Source organism: Streptomyces sp. NPDC003635, assembly GCF_053587635.1.
The window spans coordinates 321,369-339,082 of record NZ_JBSFOK010000002.1; the positions used below are offsets into that span (position 1 = coordinate 321,369).

The following is a 17,714-nucleotide window of genomic DNA, read 5'->3' on the forward strand; positions in this document are numbered from 1 at the left end:
GCCGACCAGTCGGTATCGACTTCTCGCGTCGCCCCCGGTACAGATGGGTCATGCGCCTCTCCGTCACGATCTTCCTCACCGACGAGACGATCTCCCCGACCCGGCTCGCGCGCGAGCTGGAGCAGCGGGGGTTCGCCGGGCTGTACCTGCCCGAGCACACCCACATCCCCGTCGAGCGGACCACCCCGTACCCGGCCGGCGGCGAGCTGCCGCCCGAGTACGGCCGTACCCTCGACCCCTTCGTCGCGCTCGGCCAGGCCGCCGCCGTGACCGAGCGGCTCGCCCTGGGCACCGGCATCACCCTGGTCGCCCAGCACGACCCGATCGCCCTCGCCAAGCAGATCGCGACCGTCGACCACCTCTCCGGCGGGCGCCTGACCCTCGGCCTCGGCTTCGGCTGGAACGTCGAGGAGGCCGCCGACCACGGCGTCGAGTGGCGCACCCGGCGCGAACTCGTCCGCGACCGGATGGCGTTGATGCGCGCGCTGTGGGCGGAGGAACCGACCGCGTACGAGGGCGAGTTCGGCAGCGTCCGGGCCTCGTACGCCTACCCCAAGCCGGTGCGCAAGCCGCGCGGTCCCGTGCTCGGGCCGCGCACGCTCGTCGGCGGCGCCGCCGGGCCGAAGCTCTTCTCCCACATCTGCGAGTACGCCGACGGCTGGATGCCCATCGGCGGGCGGGGCCTGACCGAATCGTTGCCCGTGCTCCGGACCGTCTGGGCCGACGCGGGCCGCGACCCGGCCGCCCTCCAGGTCGTGCCGTACGCCGTCTTCCCCACCGCCGGAAAGCTCGCGCACTACGCGGACCTCGGGATCGAGGAGGTCGTGGCGCAGTTGCCGCCCGCCGGAGAGGCCGAGGTGCTGCGGGTGCTGGACGACCTCGCGGGCTTCCTCGGCCGAGGCGGGCGCTGACGTACGAGGGAGGCCCGAGTGACCGGCGAGCGTCGATCAAGGCGACCGTATCCTCGAAGGATGACGACTTCGGCGACCTCCGGAACCGGCCCGACCGAGAACTCCATGCGTCGCGCCCTCAAACGGGCCCGGGACGGCGTCGCCCTGGACGTCACCGAGGCGGCCGTCCTGCTCCAGGCACGCGGCGAGGCCCTCACCGACCTCGCCGCGTCCGCCGCCCGGGTCCGGGACGCGGGCCTCGAGGCGGCGGGCAGGCCCGGGGTCATCACGTACTCGAAGAGCGTCTTCATCCCCCTCACCCGGCTGTGCCGGGACAAGTGCCACTACTGCACGTTCGTCACCGTGCCCGGCAAGCTGCGCCGGGCCGGGCACGGGATGTTCATGTCCCCGGACGAGGTCCTCGACATCGCCCGCAAGGGCGCCGCCCTCGGCTGCAAGGAAGCCCTCATCACCCTCGGCGACAAGCCCGAGGACCGCTGGCCGGAGGCGCGGGAGTGGCTGGACGCGCACGGCTACGACGACACCATCGCCTACGTCCGCGCCGTCTCCATCCGGATCCTGGAGGAGACGGGCCTGCTGCCCCACCTCAACCCCGGGGTCATGACGTGGACCGACTTCCAGCGCCTCAAGCCCGTGGCGCCCTCCATGGGCATGATGCTGGAGACGACGGCCACCCGGCTGTGGTCCGAGCCCGGCGGCCCGCACTACGGCTCCCCGGACAAGGAACCGGCCGTACGGCTGCGGGTGCTGGAGGACGCGGGCCGGTCCTCCGTCCCCTTCACCTCCGGGCTGCTGATCGGCATCGGCGAGACCTACGAGGAGCGCGCCGAGTCCCTCTTCGCGCTGCGCAAGGTCTCCCGCGCCTACCACGGCATACAGGAACTGATCATCCAGAACTTCCGCGCCAAGCCGGACACCGCGATGCGCGGCATGCCGGACGCGGAACTCGACGAACTCGTCGCCACGATCGCCGTCGCCCGGCACATCATGGGGCCCGCCGCCTGTCTGCAGGCCCCGCCGAACCTGGTGGACTCCGAGTACGAGCGGCTGATCGGCGCCGGGATCGACGACTGGGGCGGGGTCTCCCCGCTGACCATCGACCATGTGAACCCCGAGCGGCCGTGGCCGCAGATCGAGGAACTGGCCGCCCGCTCGGACGCCGCCGGGTTCACACTGCGGGAACGTCTCTGTGTGTACCCGGAGTTCGTGCGGCGCGGCGAGCCCTGGCTGGACCCGCGGCTGCGTCCGCACGTGGCGGCGCTGGCGGATCCGTCGACCGGGCTCGCCAGGGCGGACGCCGTGGTCGAGGGCCGTCCCTGGCAGGAGCCCGAGGAGGTCTTCGAGGCCTCCGGCCGGACGGATCTGCACGCCACCATCGACACCGAGGGCCGTACGTCCGACCGGCGCGACGACTTCGATGAGGTCTACGGCGACTGGGGCGCCCTGCGTGAGGCGGCGGCCCCCGGGATGGCGCCGGAGCGCATCGACACGGACGTACGGGCGGCGCTCGCCACCGCCGCCGACGACCCGACGAGGCTCACCGACGAGGAGGCGCTGGCGCTGCTGCACGCCGACGGACCGGCGCTGGACGCGTTGACGCGGATCGCCGACGACGTGCGCAGGGCAGCGGTCGGCGACGACGTGACGTACATCGTCACGCGGAACATCAACTTCACCAACGTCTGCTACACCGGCTGCCGGTTCTGCGCGTTCGCCCAGCGCCGCACGGACGCCGACGCCTACACGCTCTCGCTGACCCAGGTCGCCGACCGCGCCCAGCAGGCGTGGGACGTGGGCGCGGTGGAGGTCTGCATGCAGGGCGGGATCCATCCCGACCTGCCGGGAACGGCGTACTTCGACATCGCGAGGGCGGTGAAGGAGCGGGTGCCCGGGATGCATGTGCACGCCTTCTCGCCCATGGAGGTCGTGAACGGCGCCACCCGCACCGGGATGTCGATCCGCGAGTGGCTGGGCGCGGCGAAGGAAGCGGGCCTGGACTCGATCCCCGGCACGGCGGCGGAGATCCTCGACGACGAGGTCCGCTGGGTGCTGACCAAGGGCAAGCTGCCGACGGCCACGTGGATCGAGGTGATCACGACGGCGCACGAGCTGGGCATCCGCTCCTCCTCGACGATGATGTACGGCCACGTCGACCAGCCGCGCCACTGGCTCGGCCACTTCCGCACCCTGGCCCGCATCCAGCGGGAGACCGGCGGCTTCACGGAGTTCGTGACACTTCCCTTCATCCACACGAACGCGCCGGTCTACCTGGCCGGCATCGCGCGCCCCGGCCCCTCCCCGCGGGACAACCGGGCGGTGACGGCGATGGCCCGTCTCCTGCTGCACCCCTGGATCCCGAACATCCAGACGAGCTGGGTGAAGCTGGGCGCGGAGGGCGCGGCGGAGATGCTGCGCTCCGGCGCGAACGACCTCGGCGGCACGCTGATGGAGGAGACGATCTCCCGGATGGCGGGCTCCTCCTACGGCTCCTACAAGTCGGTCAAGGACCTGGTCGCGGTGGCGGAGGCGGCGGGACGCCCGGCGCGACCGCGCACGACGCTGTACGGCGAGGTCCCGGAGGAGCGCCGGCGGGCGGCGGCGATGTCGGACGGGCATCTGCCGGAGTTGCTGCCGGTGCTGGAGTAGCAGGCCGCGGCCGCAGTCCGGGGCGGAGGGCTGCTGCCCCCTGGCTGGAGCAAAGGTCTCCGCCACTGGGCAGTACGATGATCCGACCCTGTCGGTGAGCTGAGGAGATCCGTGCCGTGCCTGCCCCGAAGGTCTGGGTGACCGGTCTGACGGTGGGAGCGATAGCCGCCGTCGCCGTCCTGGCCGTACAGGCCGACAAGGGCCCGCGCCCCACGGCCGGCGACGCCCGGCCGAGCGCCTCCGCCACCGTGACGCCGAAGCCGACCGAGTCCGCGAAGCCGACACGGGTGCCGGACGGCTCGGGCACGGGCCGCCGGATCGTGTACTCGCTCGGCGAGAAGCGGGTGTGGCTGGTGGACGCGAGCGAGGCCACGCGCCGCACGTTCACCGTCTGGCCCGGCACGGTGTCCCCGGACCCGGGCAGCTACGAGGTGGGCACGCGGGCCGAGGAGACGACGGGCTCGGACGGCGTGGAGATCGAGAACGTGGTCTACTTCGCCGCGGGGTCCGGCGTGAACTTCGCCTTCTCCAACGCCGTGGACGGCTCGTCCCCGCCGCCCCCGGCCGAGGGGGCCAGCACGGGCGGTATCCGGATGAGGGCGGCGGACGGCTCGGCGGTGTGGAAGTTCGGGACGGCGGGGACGACCGTGACGGTGGTCGAGTAGACCTGATCGACCAGACCTGGTCGAGCGGACGGAGAGCGGGGGACGCGGCAGTGGGCGTACTGATCCTTTCGGTGATTCTGGTGCTGGCCGTCGGGGGCTGTGTCTGCGTGGTGTGGACGGCCCGGGGCACGGCTCCGCGCTGGGCCCGGGTGTGGGCCGCCGTGACCCGGGGCGCCGGCGAGCTGCTGTCGGTCCTGGCGAAGTCCTCGGGCAAGGGCTCGCGGAGCAACAGCGGCTCGGGCGGCTCCGACTAGGACTCGGCCGGACTCGGCAGCTGGTTGACGATCAGCACGATCCCGCTGAACACGAAGACCCGGGTCGCCGCGTCCAGACCGTTCCAGTCCCCGGACTGCCACATGGCGAACCACTCACCGCCGATCGCGATGAACCCGGCGCCGAACAGCAGCATGACCATGAGCAGACCGTAGGTCGAGAAGCGCCGGGCCCCGCGGTCACCGCCGCGGGCCCAGAGCCAGGTGCCGTATATGAGGACGAGCGCGGCGACGGTCTCCCAGACGATGATCGCGACATACGCGGTGTCCTGGAGTCCCGTGCTGGTGATGGCTCTCCACATCAGGTCGTCGTCCTTGAACGTGGTGTCCATCGCGAGCACATGCCGTACGAACTGCTGGTTCGTGCCGTAGTCCGTGATGTTCCCGAACGCCACGAGCGCCATGTAGAGCGCGACGCTCGCGGTGAGCAGGGTGGCGGTGAGGCGGAGGGCGGTGCGTGGGGGTGTCGATGCCATGACGGCCATCTTCCCGTGGCGGGGCGGTGTGATCCAGACCGACTGAGCCAGAATGGAGCGCATGGCGCACGCTGACCCCTCGTGGCAGGAACTGATCCGGCAGCGCGCCCGTGCCGGATTCGTCGGCCGCGAGGCCGAACGGGCCCTGTTCACCGGGAATTTCGACATCCCTGCCGGGGACGCCCGGCGCCGCTTCCGCTTCCATGTGCACGGCAGCGCGGGCGTCGGAAAGACCTTCCTGATCCAAGAGTTGGCTCAACTGGCGCGCGACCGAGGTGCGTTGACGGCCTACGTCGACGAGGGCGCGGGCAGTGTGCCCGAGGCGCTGGACGTGCTGTGCCGTCAGTTTGCGGACCAGGGGCGGCGGTTGAAGGAACTGGAGCGCCGCCTGACGTCCTACCGGGAACGCCGGCACGAGGCGCAGGCGGCGGCCGTCGCCGCGCTCGCGGCGGAGCCGGAGGGGCCCTCGGACGGCGGCAGGGCGGCCGTCGAACTGGGCCTCGGACTGTTGGACACGGCCGTTCCGGGCGCCGGGCTCGTCACGCGGGCCGTGCCCGTGGACCGGCTCGCCCAGGGCGCGGACCGGCTGCGCGCCGGCCTCAGCGCCCGCTTCCGCAGCCCCGAGGACGTGGACCTGGTCCTCACACCGGAGAAGGTGCTCACCCCGGTCCTCCTCGACGAACTGCGCGCCGCCGCCTCGGCCGTACCGGGGATCGTCCTGTTCTTCGACACGTACGAGCGGACCGGACCCTTCCTCGATCCCTGGCTCTACGACGTGCTCACCCAGCCGGAGCGGTACGGCGGACTGCCCGCCGCCGTGGTCGTGGTCACCGCCGGGCAGCGGCCGCTGCCCGCCGCCCGCTGGAGCGGCCTGGACTCGGTGACCGAGGTGCCGCTCGCGCCGTTCACCGACGCCGAGGCGCGCGACCTGCTCGCGGCGCGGGGCGTGGTGGCCGAGCCCGTGGTGGCGGAGGTGCTCCGGCTGACCGGCGGGCTGCCGGTCCTGGTCTCGACGCTGGCCGAGGCCCGGCCCGGCGGGCTGGCGGACGTGGGCGATCCCAGCGCCACCGCCGTCGAACGCTTCCTGCGCTGGGAGGGCGATCCCGTCCGCCGCCGGGTGGCCCTGACCTGCGCGCTGCCCCGCCGGCTGGACGCGGATGTGTTCCGGGCACTGGTGGACTGCCCGGACGACGAGGCCGACGCCCTGTACGACTGGCTGCGCTCGCTGCCGTTCGTCGTCGAGCACGGCGGGTGGGTGCGGTACCACGACGTCGTACGGGCGCCCATGCTGCGCCTGGAACGGCGGCGCTCCCCGCGCGGGTGGGCCGCGCGGCAGCGGCGGCTCGCGGAGGCGTTCGCGGCGTGGCGGGCCGAGGTCGAAGGCGGCCGGGACGCCGAGGAGTTGTGGGCGGACGAGGAGTGGCGGGAGCTGCGGCTCGCGGAGGCCTACCACCGGCTGTGCGCGGGCGCGCGGGAGGCACTGCCCGAGGTGCTGCGCGAGTTCGTCGCCGCCTGCGACGCCGGGGACACCGTGGCGGTGCGCTGGGCACGCGCGCTGGCGGAGGCGGGCGAGGACGCGGGGGCCGGGGAGGCCGGCCGGTGGGGGAGTGAGCTGGGCGGGGCGCTTGCGGAGGGCGGAGTACCCGCGGCCCTGGGGCTGTTGGTACGGGCCGCGGGCTTCGATGCCGCCGCGAAGGCCCGGGCGCTGACGGTACGGGGTGGTGCGCTGCGGGACTCCGGGGCGCACGAGGAGGCGCTCGTGGAGTACGGCCGGGCCGTCGCCCTCGACCCCGGCCACACCCACGCCCACCGGGGCCGGGCCCGTACCCACGCCGAACTCGGCGACTACGCCGCCGCCGTGGCCGACCTGGACCGGGCGCTCGCCCTGACCCCGGACGACGCCCGCTGGCTCGCGGTCCGCGGGGAGTACCACCGGGCCCAGGGCCACCACGACGAGGCCGTACGGGACCTGGACGAGGCCATCCGGCTCGACCCCGCCCTCGACTTCGCCTGGGCGTCCCGGGGCGCGACCCGGCTGCGGCACGGGGACCCGCGGGCGGCCCTCGCGGACCTGGACCGGGCGCTGGAGCTGAACCCGGAGTACCCGTGGGCCCTCGCGCGCCGGGCCAGGGTCTGGCGGGCGCTCGGAGAGCCGGAGCGGCAACTGGCGGACCTGGACCGGGCGCTCACCGTGGACCCGGACTGGGCGTGGGGGCTGTGCGAGCGGGGAGACGCGCTGCGGGCGGTGGGTCGGTGCGAGGACTCCCTGGCCGACCTCGACCGGGCGCTGGCCCTGGATCCCGGGTACGTGTCGGCGCGGGCCAGCCGGGGGGCCACCCTGGCCGTGCACGGCCGGTGCGAGGAGGCGCTGGCGGAACTGGACCGGGTGCTCGCGGCGCGGCCGGCGTACACATGGGCGCTGGTGCAGCGGACGGCGGTGCACCGGGCGCTGGGCGCCGAGGAGCTCGCGGCGGCGGACGAGGAGCGGGCGGGACGGCTGGACGGCGCCTGATCCGCCGTAGCCGCAAATGTGACCATCGGTGAGCAAGGCGGGTCAGTACGAGCCGTTCTCCGCACACCCCGCATACCCTTCCATGCCCTGAACCGACCGTTCCTGGTCGATTACAGTGCTGAGCGGTCTACGTACGCACGGTGTCCCGGGGAGGTCTTGGTGGGTGCGACAGCCGGCCCGGTCTGGGGCCGTTCCGAACAGCAGGACTTCCGCAGCCGGGTGCGCGGCACGATGCTCGGGGTCGCGGTCGGGGACGCGCTGGGCGCGCCCGTGGACGCACTGAGCCTGGCGGAGATCAGGGAGGCGTACGGCGCCGAGGGCCTGGTCGATCTGGGGCTCGGCTACGGCCGCCGGGGCGCGGTGACGCATCTGACCCAGCTCGCCCTCTTCTCGGTCGACGGGCTGATACGCGCGCAGGTCCGCCGGGACACCGGCGCCTGGCATCCGCCGACGGACCTGCACCGGGCGTACCTGCGGTGGGCGGCGACCCAGCGGGACTGGGGTCCCGACGAGCGGCGCAAGGACGACGGCTGGCTGGCCCGCGAGGAGTGGCTGTACGCGCGGCGGGATCCGGCGCGGTCGCTGCTGATCGGTCTGGGCGACGAGACGATGGGCACGCCGGAGACGCCGAAGAGCCCCGGCGAGGCAGGCCCGGAGGCGGCGGCACGGTCGGCCCCCTTCGGGCTCCTGGTCGGCTGGGAGCCCCAACTGGTGGCCCAGCTGGCCATCGAGTGCGCGGCGCAGACCCACGGCCACCCCGTGGGATACCTGTCGGCGGGCGCGTACGCGGTGATCGTGCACGGCCTGGCCTGCGGGGAGTCACTCGACGGCGCGGTCCAGCGGACGCTGGCGCTGCTGGCGGCCCGCCCCGGCCACCAGCCGGTCTCGGCGGCGCTCCAGCACGCGCTCGGGGCGGTGCGGCAGGGGATGCCGACGCCGGCGCGGGTCGAGGAACTGCTGGGCGAGGCCACGGCGGACGGTCTCCTCGCGGCGGCGGTGTACTGCGCCCTGGTGGGCGAGGACGTACGGCACGGCCTGTGCCTGTCGGTGAACCACGGCGGCCCGTCCGGAGCGGCGGGCGCCCTGACCGGCGGCCTCCTGGGCGCCCTGCACGGCGAGACGGCCCTTCCCCCGGCCTGGCTGGCCGAGTTGGAGGGCCGTCCCACGATCCTGGAACTGGCGGACGACTTCGCGATGGAGATGACCCAGGGCCCGGCCCTGCACGGCCCGGCGGGCTCCTCCCCGGGCTGGCTGGCCCGCTACCCGCGCTAGTCCTTCACCCGCATGCCGACCACGTCGTCCCCGGCCGGTGCGGGGGCCGGTACCGCGGCCGCCGCGCTGTCGTCGTCCGTGTTGATCCTCTCGATGACGGCCAGGCGTTCCGGGGTGTCCTCCGGCTTGATGTAGCCGACCAGGATGTACAGGACCAGGGAGACCGCGAGCGGGATCGAGACCTGGTACTGCAGCGGTACCCCGCCCTCGATGCTCCAGCTGATCGGGTAGTTCACCAGCCAGAAGGCCAGCAGCCCGAGCGACCAGCTGGTCAGCGCCGCCGTCGGGCCGGAGCGGCGGAAGGGGCGCAGCAGGCCCAGCATCATCGGGATCGCCATCGGGCCCATCAGACCGGCCACCCACTTGATCACCACGGTGATGATGTCCCCGAACGTCGGTGAGTTCACCTGGGTCGCCGCCGCCATGGACAGGCCCAGGAAGACCACCGTCGCGACCCGGGCCACCCGCAGCCCCTGACCCTGGCTCCAGCTCCGCGCCCTGCGCCACACCACCGGCGCGCAGTCCCGGGTGAACACCGCCGCGATCGCGTTCGCGTCCGAGGAGCACATCGCCATGGTGTGCGAGAAGAAGCCGACGATCACCAGGCCCAACAGGCCGTGCGGCAGCAGCTGTTCCGTCATCAGGCCGTAGGAGTCGGAACCGTCCGGCTTCTGCGACTCGACCAGCAGCGGCGACATCCACATCGGGAAGAACAGCACCAACGGCCAGACCAGCCACAGCACCGCCGACAGCCGCGCCGACCGCTCAGCCTCACGCGCGTTCGGCGTCGCCATGTACCGCTGCGCCTGGTTGAGCATGCCGCCGTTGTACTCGAACAGCTTGATGAAGAGGAACGCCAGCAGGAAGACGGTCCCGTACGGCCCCACCAGCGGCTCACCGTGGCCCTGGAGCTCCGGTTCGTCCCAGGCGCCGAAGAACCCGATTCCCTTGTCGTCCAGTTCGACGACCACGGCCACGAACATCGCCACACCGGCCAGGAGTTGGATCACGAACTGGCCGAGCTCCGTCAGCGCGTCCGCCCACAGCCCGCCGATCGTGCAGTACACGGCCGTGATCGAGCCCGTGATGAGGATCCCCTGGTTCAGCGAGATCCCGGTGAACACGGACAACAGGGTCGCGATCGCCGCCCACTTCGCGCCCACGTCCACGATCTTCAGCAGCATCCCGGACCATGCCAGCGCCTGCTGCGTCTTCAGGTCGTACCGGTTCTTCAGGTACTCCAGCGGGGAGGCCACACGGAGCCGTGAGCGGAGCCGGTTGATCCGCGGCGCGAACAGCTTCGAGCCGATGGCGATGCCCAGGGCGATCGGGAAGGACCAGGTGACGAAGGACGTCACACCGTAGGTGTAGGCGATCCCCGCGTACCCGGTGAACATCACCGCGCTGTAGCCCGACATGTGGTGCGAGATGCCGGAGAGCCACCACGGCATCTTCCCGCCGGCCGTGAAGAAGTCGCTCACGTTGTCCACGCGCTTGTGCGACCAGATGCCGATGGCCACCATCACGCCGAAATAGCCGATGAGCACGGCCCAGTCGAGACCGTTCATGTGCGCCCTCCCAGGGGTTCAGCCCGGCGCTCATCGTCCGCACTGCTGCGTGAGCACGACAAGTGAGCGTAGGGTCAAGGGAAGGTAAAAGTATTCGAGAACATGGCTTTGGTTCACATGTATGAACTCATCGCATCAGCTCCCCCGCGTTGACCAGCAAAGACTGCCCAGTGATCGCTCGTGCGCGATCCGACACCAGGAACGCCGCCGCGTCCGCCACATCCCCGTCCGTGGCGAGCTCCGGCAATGCCATCCGGTCCGCGAGCCGCTTCAGGACGACAGCCTCGGCCACCCCTTCCGTCTGCGCCGTGAACTGGACGTACGCCTGCACCGGCGGCCCCCACATCCAGCCCGGCAGCACGGTGTTGACCCGGATCCGGGACGGCCCGAGCTCCCGCGCCAGCGAGTACATCGCGCTGGTCAGCGCCCCCTTCGAGGCGGCATACGCGGCCTGCCGCACCTGCGAGGGCGCCGCCACCGCCGACTGCGTACCGATGAACACGACCGAACCGCCGCCGCCGTCCCGCAGGGCCGGAAGGCACGCGCGCGTCATCCGCAGCGACCCCAGCAGGTTCACGTCGAGCACCGACTGCCAGGTGGTGAAGTCCGCGTCCTCCAGGCCCCCGAAGTAGCTGTCCCAGGCCGCCACATGGACGACGCCGTCGATCCGCCCGAACCGCTCCCGCGCCAGCTCGGCGAGCGCGCGGCACTGCCGCTCGTCGGTGATGTCCGTCGGACGGTACGCCGTGCGCGCCCCGCCCGGATCGATCTCGGCCGCGCTCTTGGCGAGGTTGGCCTCCGTGCGCGCCCCGAGCACCGCGTTCCCGCCGTCCCGTACGACCGCCGCCGCCACCTGGTGTCCGAGTCCGGGACCGACTCCCGACACCACCACGGTCCTGCCCGCGAGCAATGACATCCCGACCCCTCCCGGCCTCTGGCGCTCTATCTGACGGAGCGTCAGAGTATGGGCGACCGCAGGAAAGGGGAACCGCATGAGCGCTCAGGACCGCGGGAGCGACACCCGCAGCGAGGTCTACGCCGAACTGGCCGCCGTCGGCCCGTACGGCGTCCGCCCCGGCCATGCCCTGATCACCATGGTCGAACCGCACCCGGGCCACGAGTACGCCTACAACCGCTGGTACGAGGACGATCACTACTACGCCGGCGCCATGGCCATGCCCTGGATGTACGCGGGCCGCCGCTGGGTCGCCACCCGGGACCTGCAACTCCTGCGCGTGCCCGAGAAGTCGGCCGTCGCCCAGCCGGTCACCGCGGGCTGCTACCTCTCGACGTACTGGATCACCGAGGGCCGCTACGACGACCACATGCGGTGGACGGTGGCCATCAACAAGCGCCTCAACCGCGACGCCCGCGTCCACCAGGACCGCACCCACGTCTTCACGGCCTTCCAGGACCACGAGACGACGGTGTACCGGGACGGGGCGGCGGGCCCGCGTGACTTCCACGCGCTGGACCACCCGTACCGGGGGCTCGTGCTGGAGGTCGTCGACGCGGAGTCGGCCGACCGGCGGGCCGAGCTGCTGGAGTGGCTGCGCTCGCGCCACCTGCCGGGGCGCCTCGCGGGCTCCCCGGCGGCGATGGTGACGATCTTCCGGCCGACCCCGCTGCCCGGCGACCGGATGACCTACGTCAAGCAGGTCGAGGGCGTCGACACCCGGCTGACCCTGCTGTGGTTCCTGGAGACGGACCCGCGGGAGTGCTGGGAGCCGTACTTCACGGAGCTGAGCACCGAGGGGCTCGGCCGGATCGAACTGCTCGCCCCCTTCGTCCCGACCGTCCCGGGCACCGACAGGTACGTCGACCAGCTCCGCTGAGGAGGGTCACTTCAGGGCGTCGGGACACGGCGTGCCGCGCGGCACGTCATAGGGCGCCGCCAGCCGGTACGTGCCCGCCTTCGGGGCCACCAGCATCGTCCACTTGTCCCCGAGGGCGTCCTCCTCGGTCTCCAACAGGCAGCCGTTGACGTTGTCGTACGTCTTCGGCTCGCCGTCGGGACGGTCCTTGGAGGCCTCGGTCTCCTTCGGCGGGTCGAGCTTGTGGCCCTCGGCGTCGACGATGCTCAGCCACGGCGAGTACGGGATCCTGATCAGCACCCGCCCCGGCTTGGTCACCCGCATCGTCCACTCGCCCTGCTCGGCCCGCTCCACCACGGTGTTCGGCTCGGCCAGCGGCGCCGGGTCGATCACCCGGAACAGCTGCCAGTTCGCGTCGCCCCACACCTGCTCCAGATAGGGCATCCCGCGCTGCACCAGCTCCCGCTCGCGCTCACCGCCGTCGCCGTCCGGATCGTCCTTCGGCACCACCACGAAGTGCACGGCCCAGCGCCGCAGCCACTCCAGATAGTTCGCCGAGTTCAGGGTGTCGTCGTAGAAGAGCGGGTTGCGCTCCATGTCGGCCTGGCGGTTCCAGCCGCGGGCGAGGTTGACGTACGGCGCGAGCGCGGAGGCCTCGCGGTGGGAGCGGGCCGGGACGACCTCCACCCGGCCCTTCTCGGCGCCGACCTCCTGCAGCTCGTTGACCAGCGGCGCCAGCTCCCGGGCCCAGGAGGCGGCCGGGGTGGTGTGCACGACGTCGTCGACCGACTTCACGCCGATCCACACCGTGAACCCGACGACGGACAGCACGACGGCGTACCACTTGCGCGAGCGCGGCACCGTGAACGGGAGGGCCGCCACCAGTGCCACGCCCGCGAACAGCATCGGCAGCCGGGTGATGTTGGAGCCGATCTGCGAGCTGATCAGCCACACCAGCAGCACCGACAGCGCGTAGACCGCCGAGGTCAGCCGGACCGTCGTCCACTCCTTGGGCACGAGGAAGAGCACCAGGACCGCGGAGGTGAACGGCAGGATCGCCGAGGCGAACGACATCGGCTGCGTCCCCGAGAAGGGGAACAGCCACGCCGACACCGCCACCACCGCGCTCGGCGCGAGCCCCAGCGCCCAGGCGCCGGGACGTCTCTTCTGCAGGAACATCGCCACCGCGATCAGACCCACGAACAGTCCGGCGACCGGCGAGGCCATCGTCGCGAGCGCGGCCAGCGGGGCGGCGCACAGGGCCTTCGCCCAGCGCTTGTAGCGCCAGCGGTACGGCCAGCAGAACACCACAGCCACCGCGCCGAGGGCGAACATCGTGCCCAGACCGAAGGTGACCCGGCCCGAGGCGGCGTTGCACAGCAGCGCGAACACGCCCGCGAGCGCCGCCCACAGCGGATTGCGCACGGACCGGCTGCGCAGCAGGACGAGCGTGAGCAGCCCGGCGGAGACGGTCCCGGCGATCATCATCGTCGTACGGACGCCCAGCACGGACATCAGATACGGCGACACCACGCTGTAGGACACCGGGTGCATCCCGCCGTACCAGGCGAGGTTGTACGCCGAGTCCGGGTGCCGGCCGACGAACTCGGCCCAGGCGTCCTGCGCCGCGAGGTCGCCGCCGCTGTTGGCGAAGGTGAAGAACCAGACGATGTGCAGGACCCCGGCGAGGGCCGTGACCGACAGGACCGGGTGGCGCAGCAGCCGCTCACGCACGGTGAGGAGGGGGGACTGCGCGGCTGGTTCCTCGGGCACGTCTATTCGCGGGCCGGTTTCCGGGCCCGGATCGGCGTCGTCGGTGCGTGTCGGCTCAGCGGTGGCCACCGTCAAGGCTCCCTGTGGTGTCCTGTCTTCTGTTCTGGCCGCGTCCCGTTTCCCGCGTGTTGTCGGCCCTGACTCTGAGGGTTCTCCGGTCACGCCTTGTGGGCGACGACCTGACCCGTTTCGTGACGCTAGCACGCAGCCCACCGGGCGGCTCCCGGGTGGGGCCGGTCGGTGGGCTGCGGCGCGGGCGGTGCGACCTCGGCGGTTCAGCCGATGCGGGTCGGCCCGGCGGTTCAGCCGATGCGGGTCAGCTTGGCCGTGAAGCCGGGCTCCACCAGGTCGCTCTGGAGCGCCACCGGGACCTTGACCGCGCCCGCGGTGCCACCGTCGCCGACGGTGAGCGTGCCGACCTTGGTGCCGGCCTTCGCCTCGTGCGGTACGGCGTCCGCGGCGAAGTCCAGCTCCACCTTCAGGCCCGTCCAGCCGGCCGCCTTGACGTCCTTCGTCGCCACGACCGGGGTACGGCCGCCGAGTCCGTCGTCGACGTATCCGACGACCTCGCCCTTCTTCAGCAGCGTCTTGGACTCCAGCGCGCCCTGCGCGGCACGGATCAGCTGGTCGCCCGCGTTGAGCGCGGCGGCGAGGATGCCGCTGCCGGTGTCCGGCTGGCGCACCACGGCACCGACGATGGTGCGCGTCTCGCCGCCGACGTCCTGCTTCGCGGCGAAGACCAGGTTGCCGAGGGCGGAGGTGGTGGTGCCGGTCTTGATGCCGACGACGTTGTTCTTGCCGACGAGCTGGTTCCAGTTGCCGTGGTTCTGGCCCTTGTAGTCGTCGTACGACATCATCGCGGCGACCTCGCGGAAGGCGGGGAACTCCATCCCGGCCTTGGCGAGCTTGACCTGGTCCACGGCGGTGCTGACGGTCGTGTTGTTCAGACCCGAGGGGTCGGTGTACGTCGTGTTGGTCATGCCGAGGTCCTCGGCGGCGGCGTTCATCTTCGCCACGAACGCCTTCTCGGACCCCGCGTCCCAACGGGCCAGGAGACGCGCCACGTTGTTCGCGGACGCGATGAGGATGCTCTCCAGGGCTTCCCGCTCGGTGATGGAGTCACCGGCGAAGACGTCGACGGTCGACTCCTGGCCGGCGTCCGACTGCTCCTCGGCGGTCTGGTCGATCTCGATCTTCGGGCCCTCTTCGCCGCTCTTGAGGGGGTGGTCGCGGAGGATGACGTAGGCGGTCATGACCTTGGCGACGCTGGCGATCGGGACGGGCTTCTGCTCACCGGAGGAGCCGAACGTGCCGATGCCCTGGACGTCGAGGGCGGCCTGTCCCTCCTGCGGCCAGGGGATGTCGACCTTGCCGCCGTCGAAGGTGTACGTCTCCTGCGCGGTGAGGTCGAGGGTGGGGGTGGGGACCGGTCGTACGGCCTGCACGATCGCGAAGGCGATCACCAGGAGCAGGACGAGCGGGGTCCAGATCTTGACCCGGCGGACCAGAGTGCGGACAGGCGTGTCCGGGGGCGGCGGGGTGTTCGTCAGCTCGGCGAGCAGGTCGAGCGGGGGCTTGGGCGGCAGCGGCTGCTGCGTGGTGCGCTCCGGACCGACCTGGGGGACGGCGGCGGTGGCGTCGGGTGCCGAGGGCTTCGCCGAGGTCGCGGGTGTTGCGGGCGTCGCGGGTGTTGCGGGCTTTACCGGCAGGTCGGGCTTGAGGGCGACGAACTTGCTGGTGGGCTGGTCCACGGGGGGCCGGACGGCGCGGAAGGCGGTGGTGGGCTGATCCACGGCCTTGGCGGCGGGCTTCGGGGCGTCCTCGGCTTCGCCGTCGGCCGCCTCGCTCCCACCCGCACCACCCGTGCCGCTTTCGTCGTCGGGTGCGGGTGGCCCCTGCGGGGCGTCCGCGCCGTCGGCGGCCGCGGGAGCGTCTTGGGGGGCGGCCTTCGGGGCCGTGACTTTCGAGCCGGCGGCCCTCGGGTCGGTGGCCTTCGGGTCGGTGGCCTTCGGCTCGCCGCCCGGCTTGGCGTCGGTGGCCTCAGGGTCGGTGCTCGGCTCGGCGTCGTCGTCGGTGGACGGCCTGTCCTCCGCCTCCGTCTCTGCCTCAGCCCCGGCCTCGGGCTCCTCCGCCTCGGCGTCTTGGGTCTCCGTCTCGGCGGCCGCGTCCGTCTCAGGCGCGGCTTCGGCTTCGGTCTCCGGGGTCTCCTCGGGTGCCTCGGCGGTGGTGTCCGCCTCTGCCTCGACCTCCCCGGTCTCCTCCGATTCCGCGTCCGATTCCGCGTCCGCGGCCTCCGCCGAGCCCGTCTCCTCGTCGGACGCCTCGCCCTTGTCCGCGGTTGCCGGGGTCTCGGTGTCGGCCGCCGGTGCCTTCTCGTCGCCGCTCGCCACCCAGGCCGCCACGGCGGCACGCAGCCGGTCGTCGCCGGACTTGGGCTGCTGGGAGTCGGCCTTCTCGGCCTTCTCGGCCTTCTCGGTCTCGGAGTTCTCGGTCTCGGCCTTCGCGGGCGTCTCGGCCTCTTCGGGCTCGGACTCCTCCGTCGTCGGCGCCGGCTTTCTGGCCTCCGCCAGGTCGCGGGACGACAACACGCGCGTGGCCGTGTCCACGCCGCCGCGGGTCATCGCGAGACGGGGGTCGGTGGATTCGCTCCGGGACTCCGGAACCGGAACCGCGCTCCCCGACGTCGGTTCTGCCGACGACTCGCGCTGCTTCGAACTGTCGGGGGACTCGCCCGCCACCGATGCCTCCTAAACCGTGATCGTCTCAATCGCCGCCGCCCGGGACACTGCTCCGCAGCGCTGTCCGAACCATGTACCAGTGTCCTGTGTGCGGGCCTGACCGATGCGATAGACGAGAACGACATACCTACTGGTTCCCTCACAAACAGGTCACGCACCCTCGACAGACCAATGTGAGAGGGGTCACCCTGTCTTTCATCCACGCGGGGAGGCATGGATGGGCAGGAGCCGCAGAACAATTCCGGAGGAGCTTCTGCTGCTGGCACTGGACCCGGCCACGGGTACCACTGCGCAGCCGCAGTCGCTCGACCTCGGTCTGGCCGGAGCACAGCTAGTGGAGCTGGCGCTGGCCGGACGGATAGCCCCAGACGGGGATCGTATCGCCGTGGTGGCACCACGGCCGACTGGAGATCCGACTTTGGACTGTGCGTTGGAGCTGCTGCGCAGGCGTGGCGCTCCCGTACGTGCCGTTCACTGGATCGGCGGACCCCGCTTGGGGTTGCGCCAGACGTACCTCTCGCATCTGGAGCGGTGCGGCATGGTCGCCGCCGTACCCGGTCAGATGTGCGGGGTGCTGCCGACGACGCGCTACCAGGCGACGGACACCGCCATCAGCCGGGAGATCCGGTCACGGCTGGATTCCGCGATCCGCACCGGCGTACCGCCGGACCCGCGGACCGCGGCGCTCGCCGCACTGGCGCACGCGGTCGGTCTCGGCAAGCACCTGTATCCGGGCAACGAGGGCAGGTCCTCGCGGTCCCGGCTGCGGGATCTGATCAGGCACGACCCCATGGGCGGTCTCGTCGCGCACGCCGTGATGGACGTCCAGAACGGCGTCGCGGCCCAGCCGCGCCGCAGCCCAGCCCCGGCGGGCCGCCAACCGGCCGCGGGCGGCAGGGCCGCACCGGAACCCGCTCGTGGCGTTCCGATGCAGCCACGCCGAGGCTCGATGGCGCGCGTCGTGGCTCACTGAGCCGCAGTTCCACGACGTCACGTCACCGCAGTCGGCACGACGCAAGACGCACCACGCACGACGCACCACGCACCACGAGCGCCGCACCGCAGTC

13 protein-coding genes are annotated in these 17,714 nt (G+C 72.1%); 8 read left to right on the top strand and 5 right to left on the bottom strand.

Annotated features, from left to right (window positions below):
* The first annotated feature begins 50 nt into the window (after positions 1-50).
* The 4 genes from ACWDRW_RS03510 to ACWDRW_RS03525 all read left to right on the top strand — a co-directional run bounded on the left by ACWDRW_RS03510 (position 51) and on the right by ACWDRW_RS03525 (position 4,476).
* Positions 51-911 (top strand): LLM class F420-dependent oxidoreductase, encoded by an 861-nt coding sequence (locus tag ACWDRW_RS03510; protein ID WP_451719444.1) that lies wholly within the window; start codon positions 51-53, stop codon positions 909-911.
* Between the two features lie 60 nt (positions 912-971).
* Entirely contained in the window at positions 972-3,557 is a 2,586-nt protein-coding gene (locus ACWDRW_RS03515; protein ID WP_451719447.1) for a bifunctional FO biosynthesis protein CofGH, read from the top strand.
* A 116-nt stretch (positions 3,558-3,673) separates the two neighbouring features.
* Positions 3,674-4,222: a hypothetical protein gene (locus ACWDRW_RS03520; protein WP_451719450.1), complete on the top strand. Its 549-nt coding sequence runs from the start codon at positions 3,674-3,676 to the stop codon at positions 4,220-4,222.
* A gap of 50 nt (positions 4,223-4,272) precedes the next feature.
* The gene (locus ACWDRW_RS03525) at positions 4,273-4,476 is read left to right on the top strand and encodes a hypothetical protein (protein WP_451719452.1); all 204 of its coding nucleotides are present in this window, start codon (positions 4,273-4,275) and stop codon (positions 4,474-4,476) included.
* Here ACWDRW_RS03525 and ACWDRW_RS03530 read toward each other — a convergent pair.
* The gene (locus ACWDRW_RS03530) at positions 4,473-4,970 is read right to left on the bottom strand and encodes a DUF2165 domain-containing protein (RefSeq protein ID WP_451719455.1); all 498 of its coding nucleotides are present in this window, start codon (positions 4,968-4,970) and stop codon (positions 4,473-4,475) included. The genes ACWDRW_RS03525 and ACWDRW_RS03530 overlap by 4 nt on opposite strands.
* 61 nt (positions 4,971-5,031) lie before the next feature.
* On the opposite strand from ACWDRW_RS03530, the gene ACWDRW_RS03535 reads away from it, so the two are divergent.
* Together ACWDRW_RS03535 and ACWDRW_RS03540 are read left to right on the top strand one after the other, a co-directional pair.
* The gene (locus tag ACWDRW_RS03535; RefSeq protein ID WP_451719457.1) at positions 5,032-7,482 is read left to right on the top strand and encodes a tetratricopeptide repeat protein; all 2,451 of its coding nucleotides are present in this window, start codon (positions 5,032-5,034) and stop codon (positions 7,480-7,482) included.
* A gap of 159 nt (positions 7,483-7,641) precedes the next feature.
* Positions 7,642-8,754, top strand: a complete 1,113-nt coding sequence (locus ACWDRW_RS03540) for an ADP-ribosylglycohydrolase family protein (RefSeq protein WP_451719460.1) — start codon at positions 7,642-7,644, stop codon at positions 8,752-8,754.
* Here ACWDRW_RS03540 and ACWDRW_RS03545 read toward each other — a convergent pair.
* Complete coding sequence (locus ACWDRW_RS03545) at positions 8,751-10,322, bottom strand: sodium:solute symporter family protein (protein ID WP_451719463.1); 1,572 nt, start codon at positions 10,320-10,322, stop codon at positions 8,751-8,753. The genes ACWDRW_RS03540 and ACWDRW_RS03545 overlap by 4 nt on opposite strands.
* A 127-nt stretch (positions 10,323-10,449) precedes the next feature.
* Positions 10,450-11,238 (bottom strand): SDR family oxidoreductase, encoded by a 789-nt coding sequence (locus ACWDRW_RS03550; RefSeq protein ID WP_451719465.1) that lies wholly within the window; start codon positions 11,236-11,238, stop codon positions 10,450-10,452.
* Positions 11,239-11,314: 76 nt separating this feature from the next.
* Between ACWDRW_RS03550 and ACWDRW_RS03555 the strand changes: the two genes are divergently transcribed.
* Positions 11,315-12,157: a hypothetical protein gene (locus tag ACWDRW_RS03555; RefSeq protein ID WP_451719468.1), complete on the top strand. Its 843-nt coding sequence runs from the start codon at positions 11,315-11,317 to the stop codon at positions 12,155-12,157.
* Between the two features lie 6 nt (positions 12,158-12,163).
* Here the strand turns inward: ACWDRW_RS03555 and ACWDRW_RS03560 are convergent, their stop codons facing one another.
* Together ACWDRW_RS03560 and ACWDRW_RS03565 are read right to left on the bottom strand one after the other, a co-directional pair.
* The gene (locus ACWDRW_RS03560) at positions 12,164-13,978 is read right to left on the bottom strand and encodes an MFS transporter (protein WP_451719471.1); all 1,815 of its coding nucleotides are present in this window, start codon (positions 13,976-13,978) and stop codon (positions 12,164-12,166) included.
* 233 nt (positions 13,979-14,211) lie between these two features.
* On the bottom strand, positions 14,212-16,647 hold the full coding sequence (locus ACWDRW_RS03565; RefSeq protein ID WP_451719474.1) for a D-alanyl-D-alanine carboxypeptidase: 2,436 nt from the start codon (positions 16,645-16,647) through the stop codon (positions 14,212-14,214).
* 217 nt (positions 16,648-16,864) lie between these two features.
* Between ACWDRW_RS03565 and ACWDRW_RS03570 the strand changes: the two genes are divergently transcribed.
* On the top strand, positions 16,865-17,620 hold the full coding sequence (locus ACWDRW_RS03570) for a GOLPH3/VPS74 family protein (RefSeq protein ID WP_451719477.1): 756 nt from the start codon (positions 16,865-16,867) through the stop codon (positions 17,618-17,620).
* Positions 17,621-17,714: the final 94 nt, after the last annotated feature.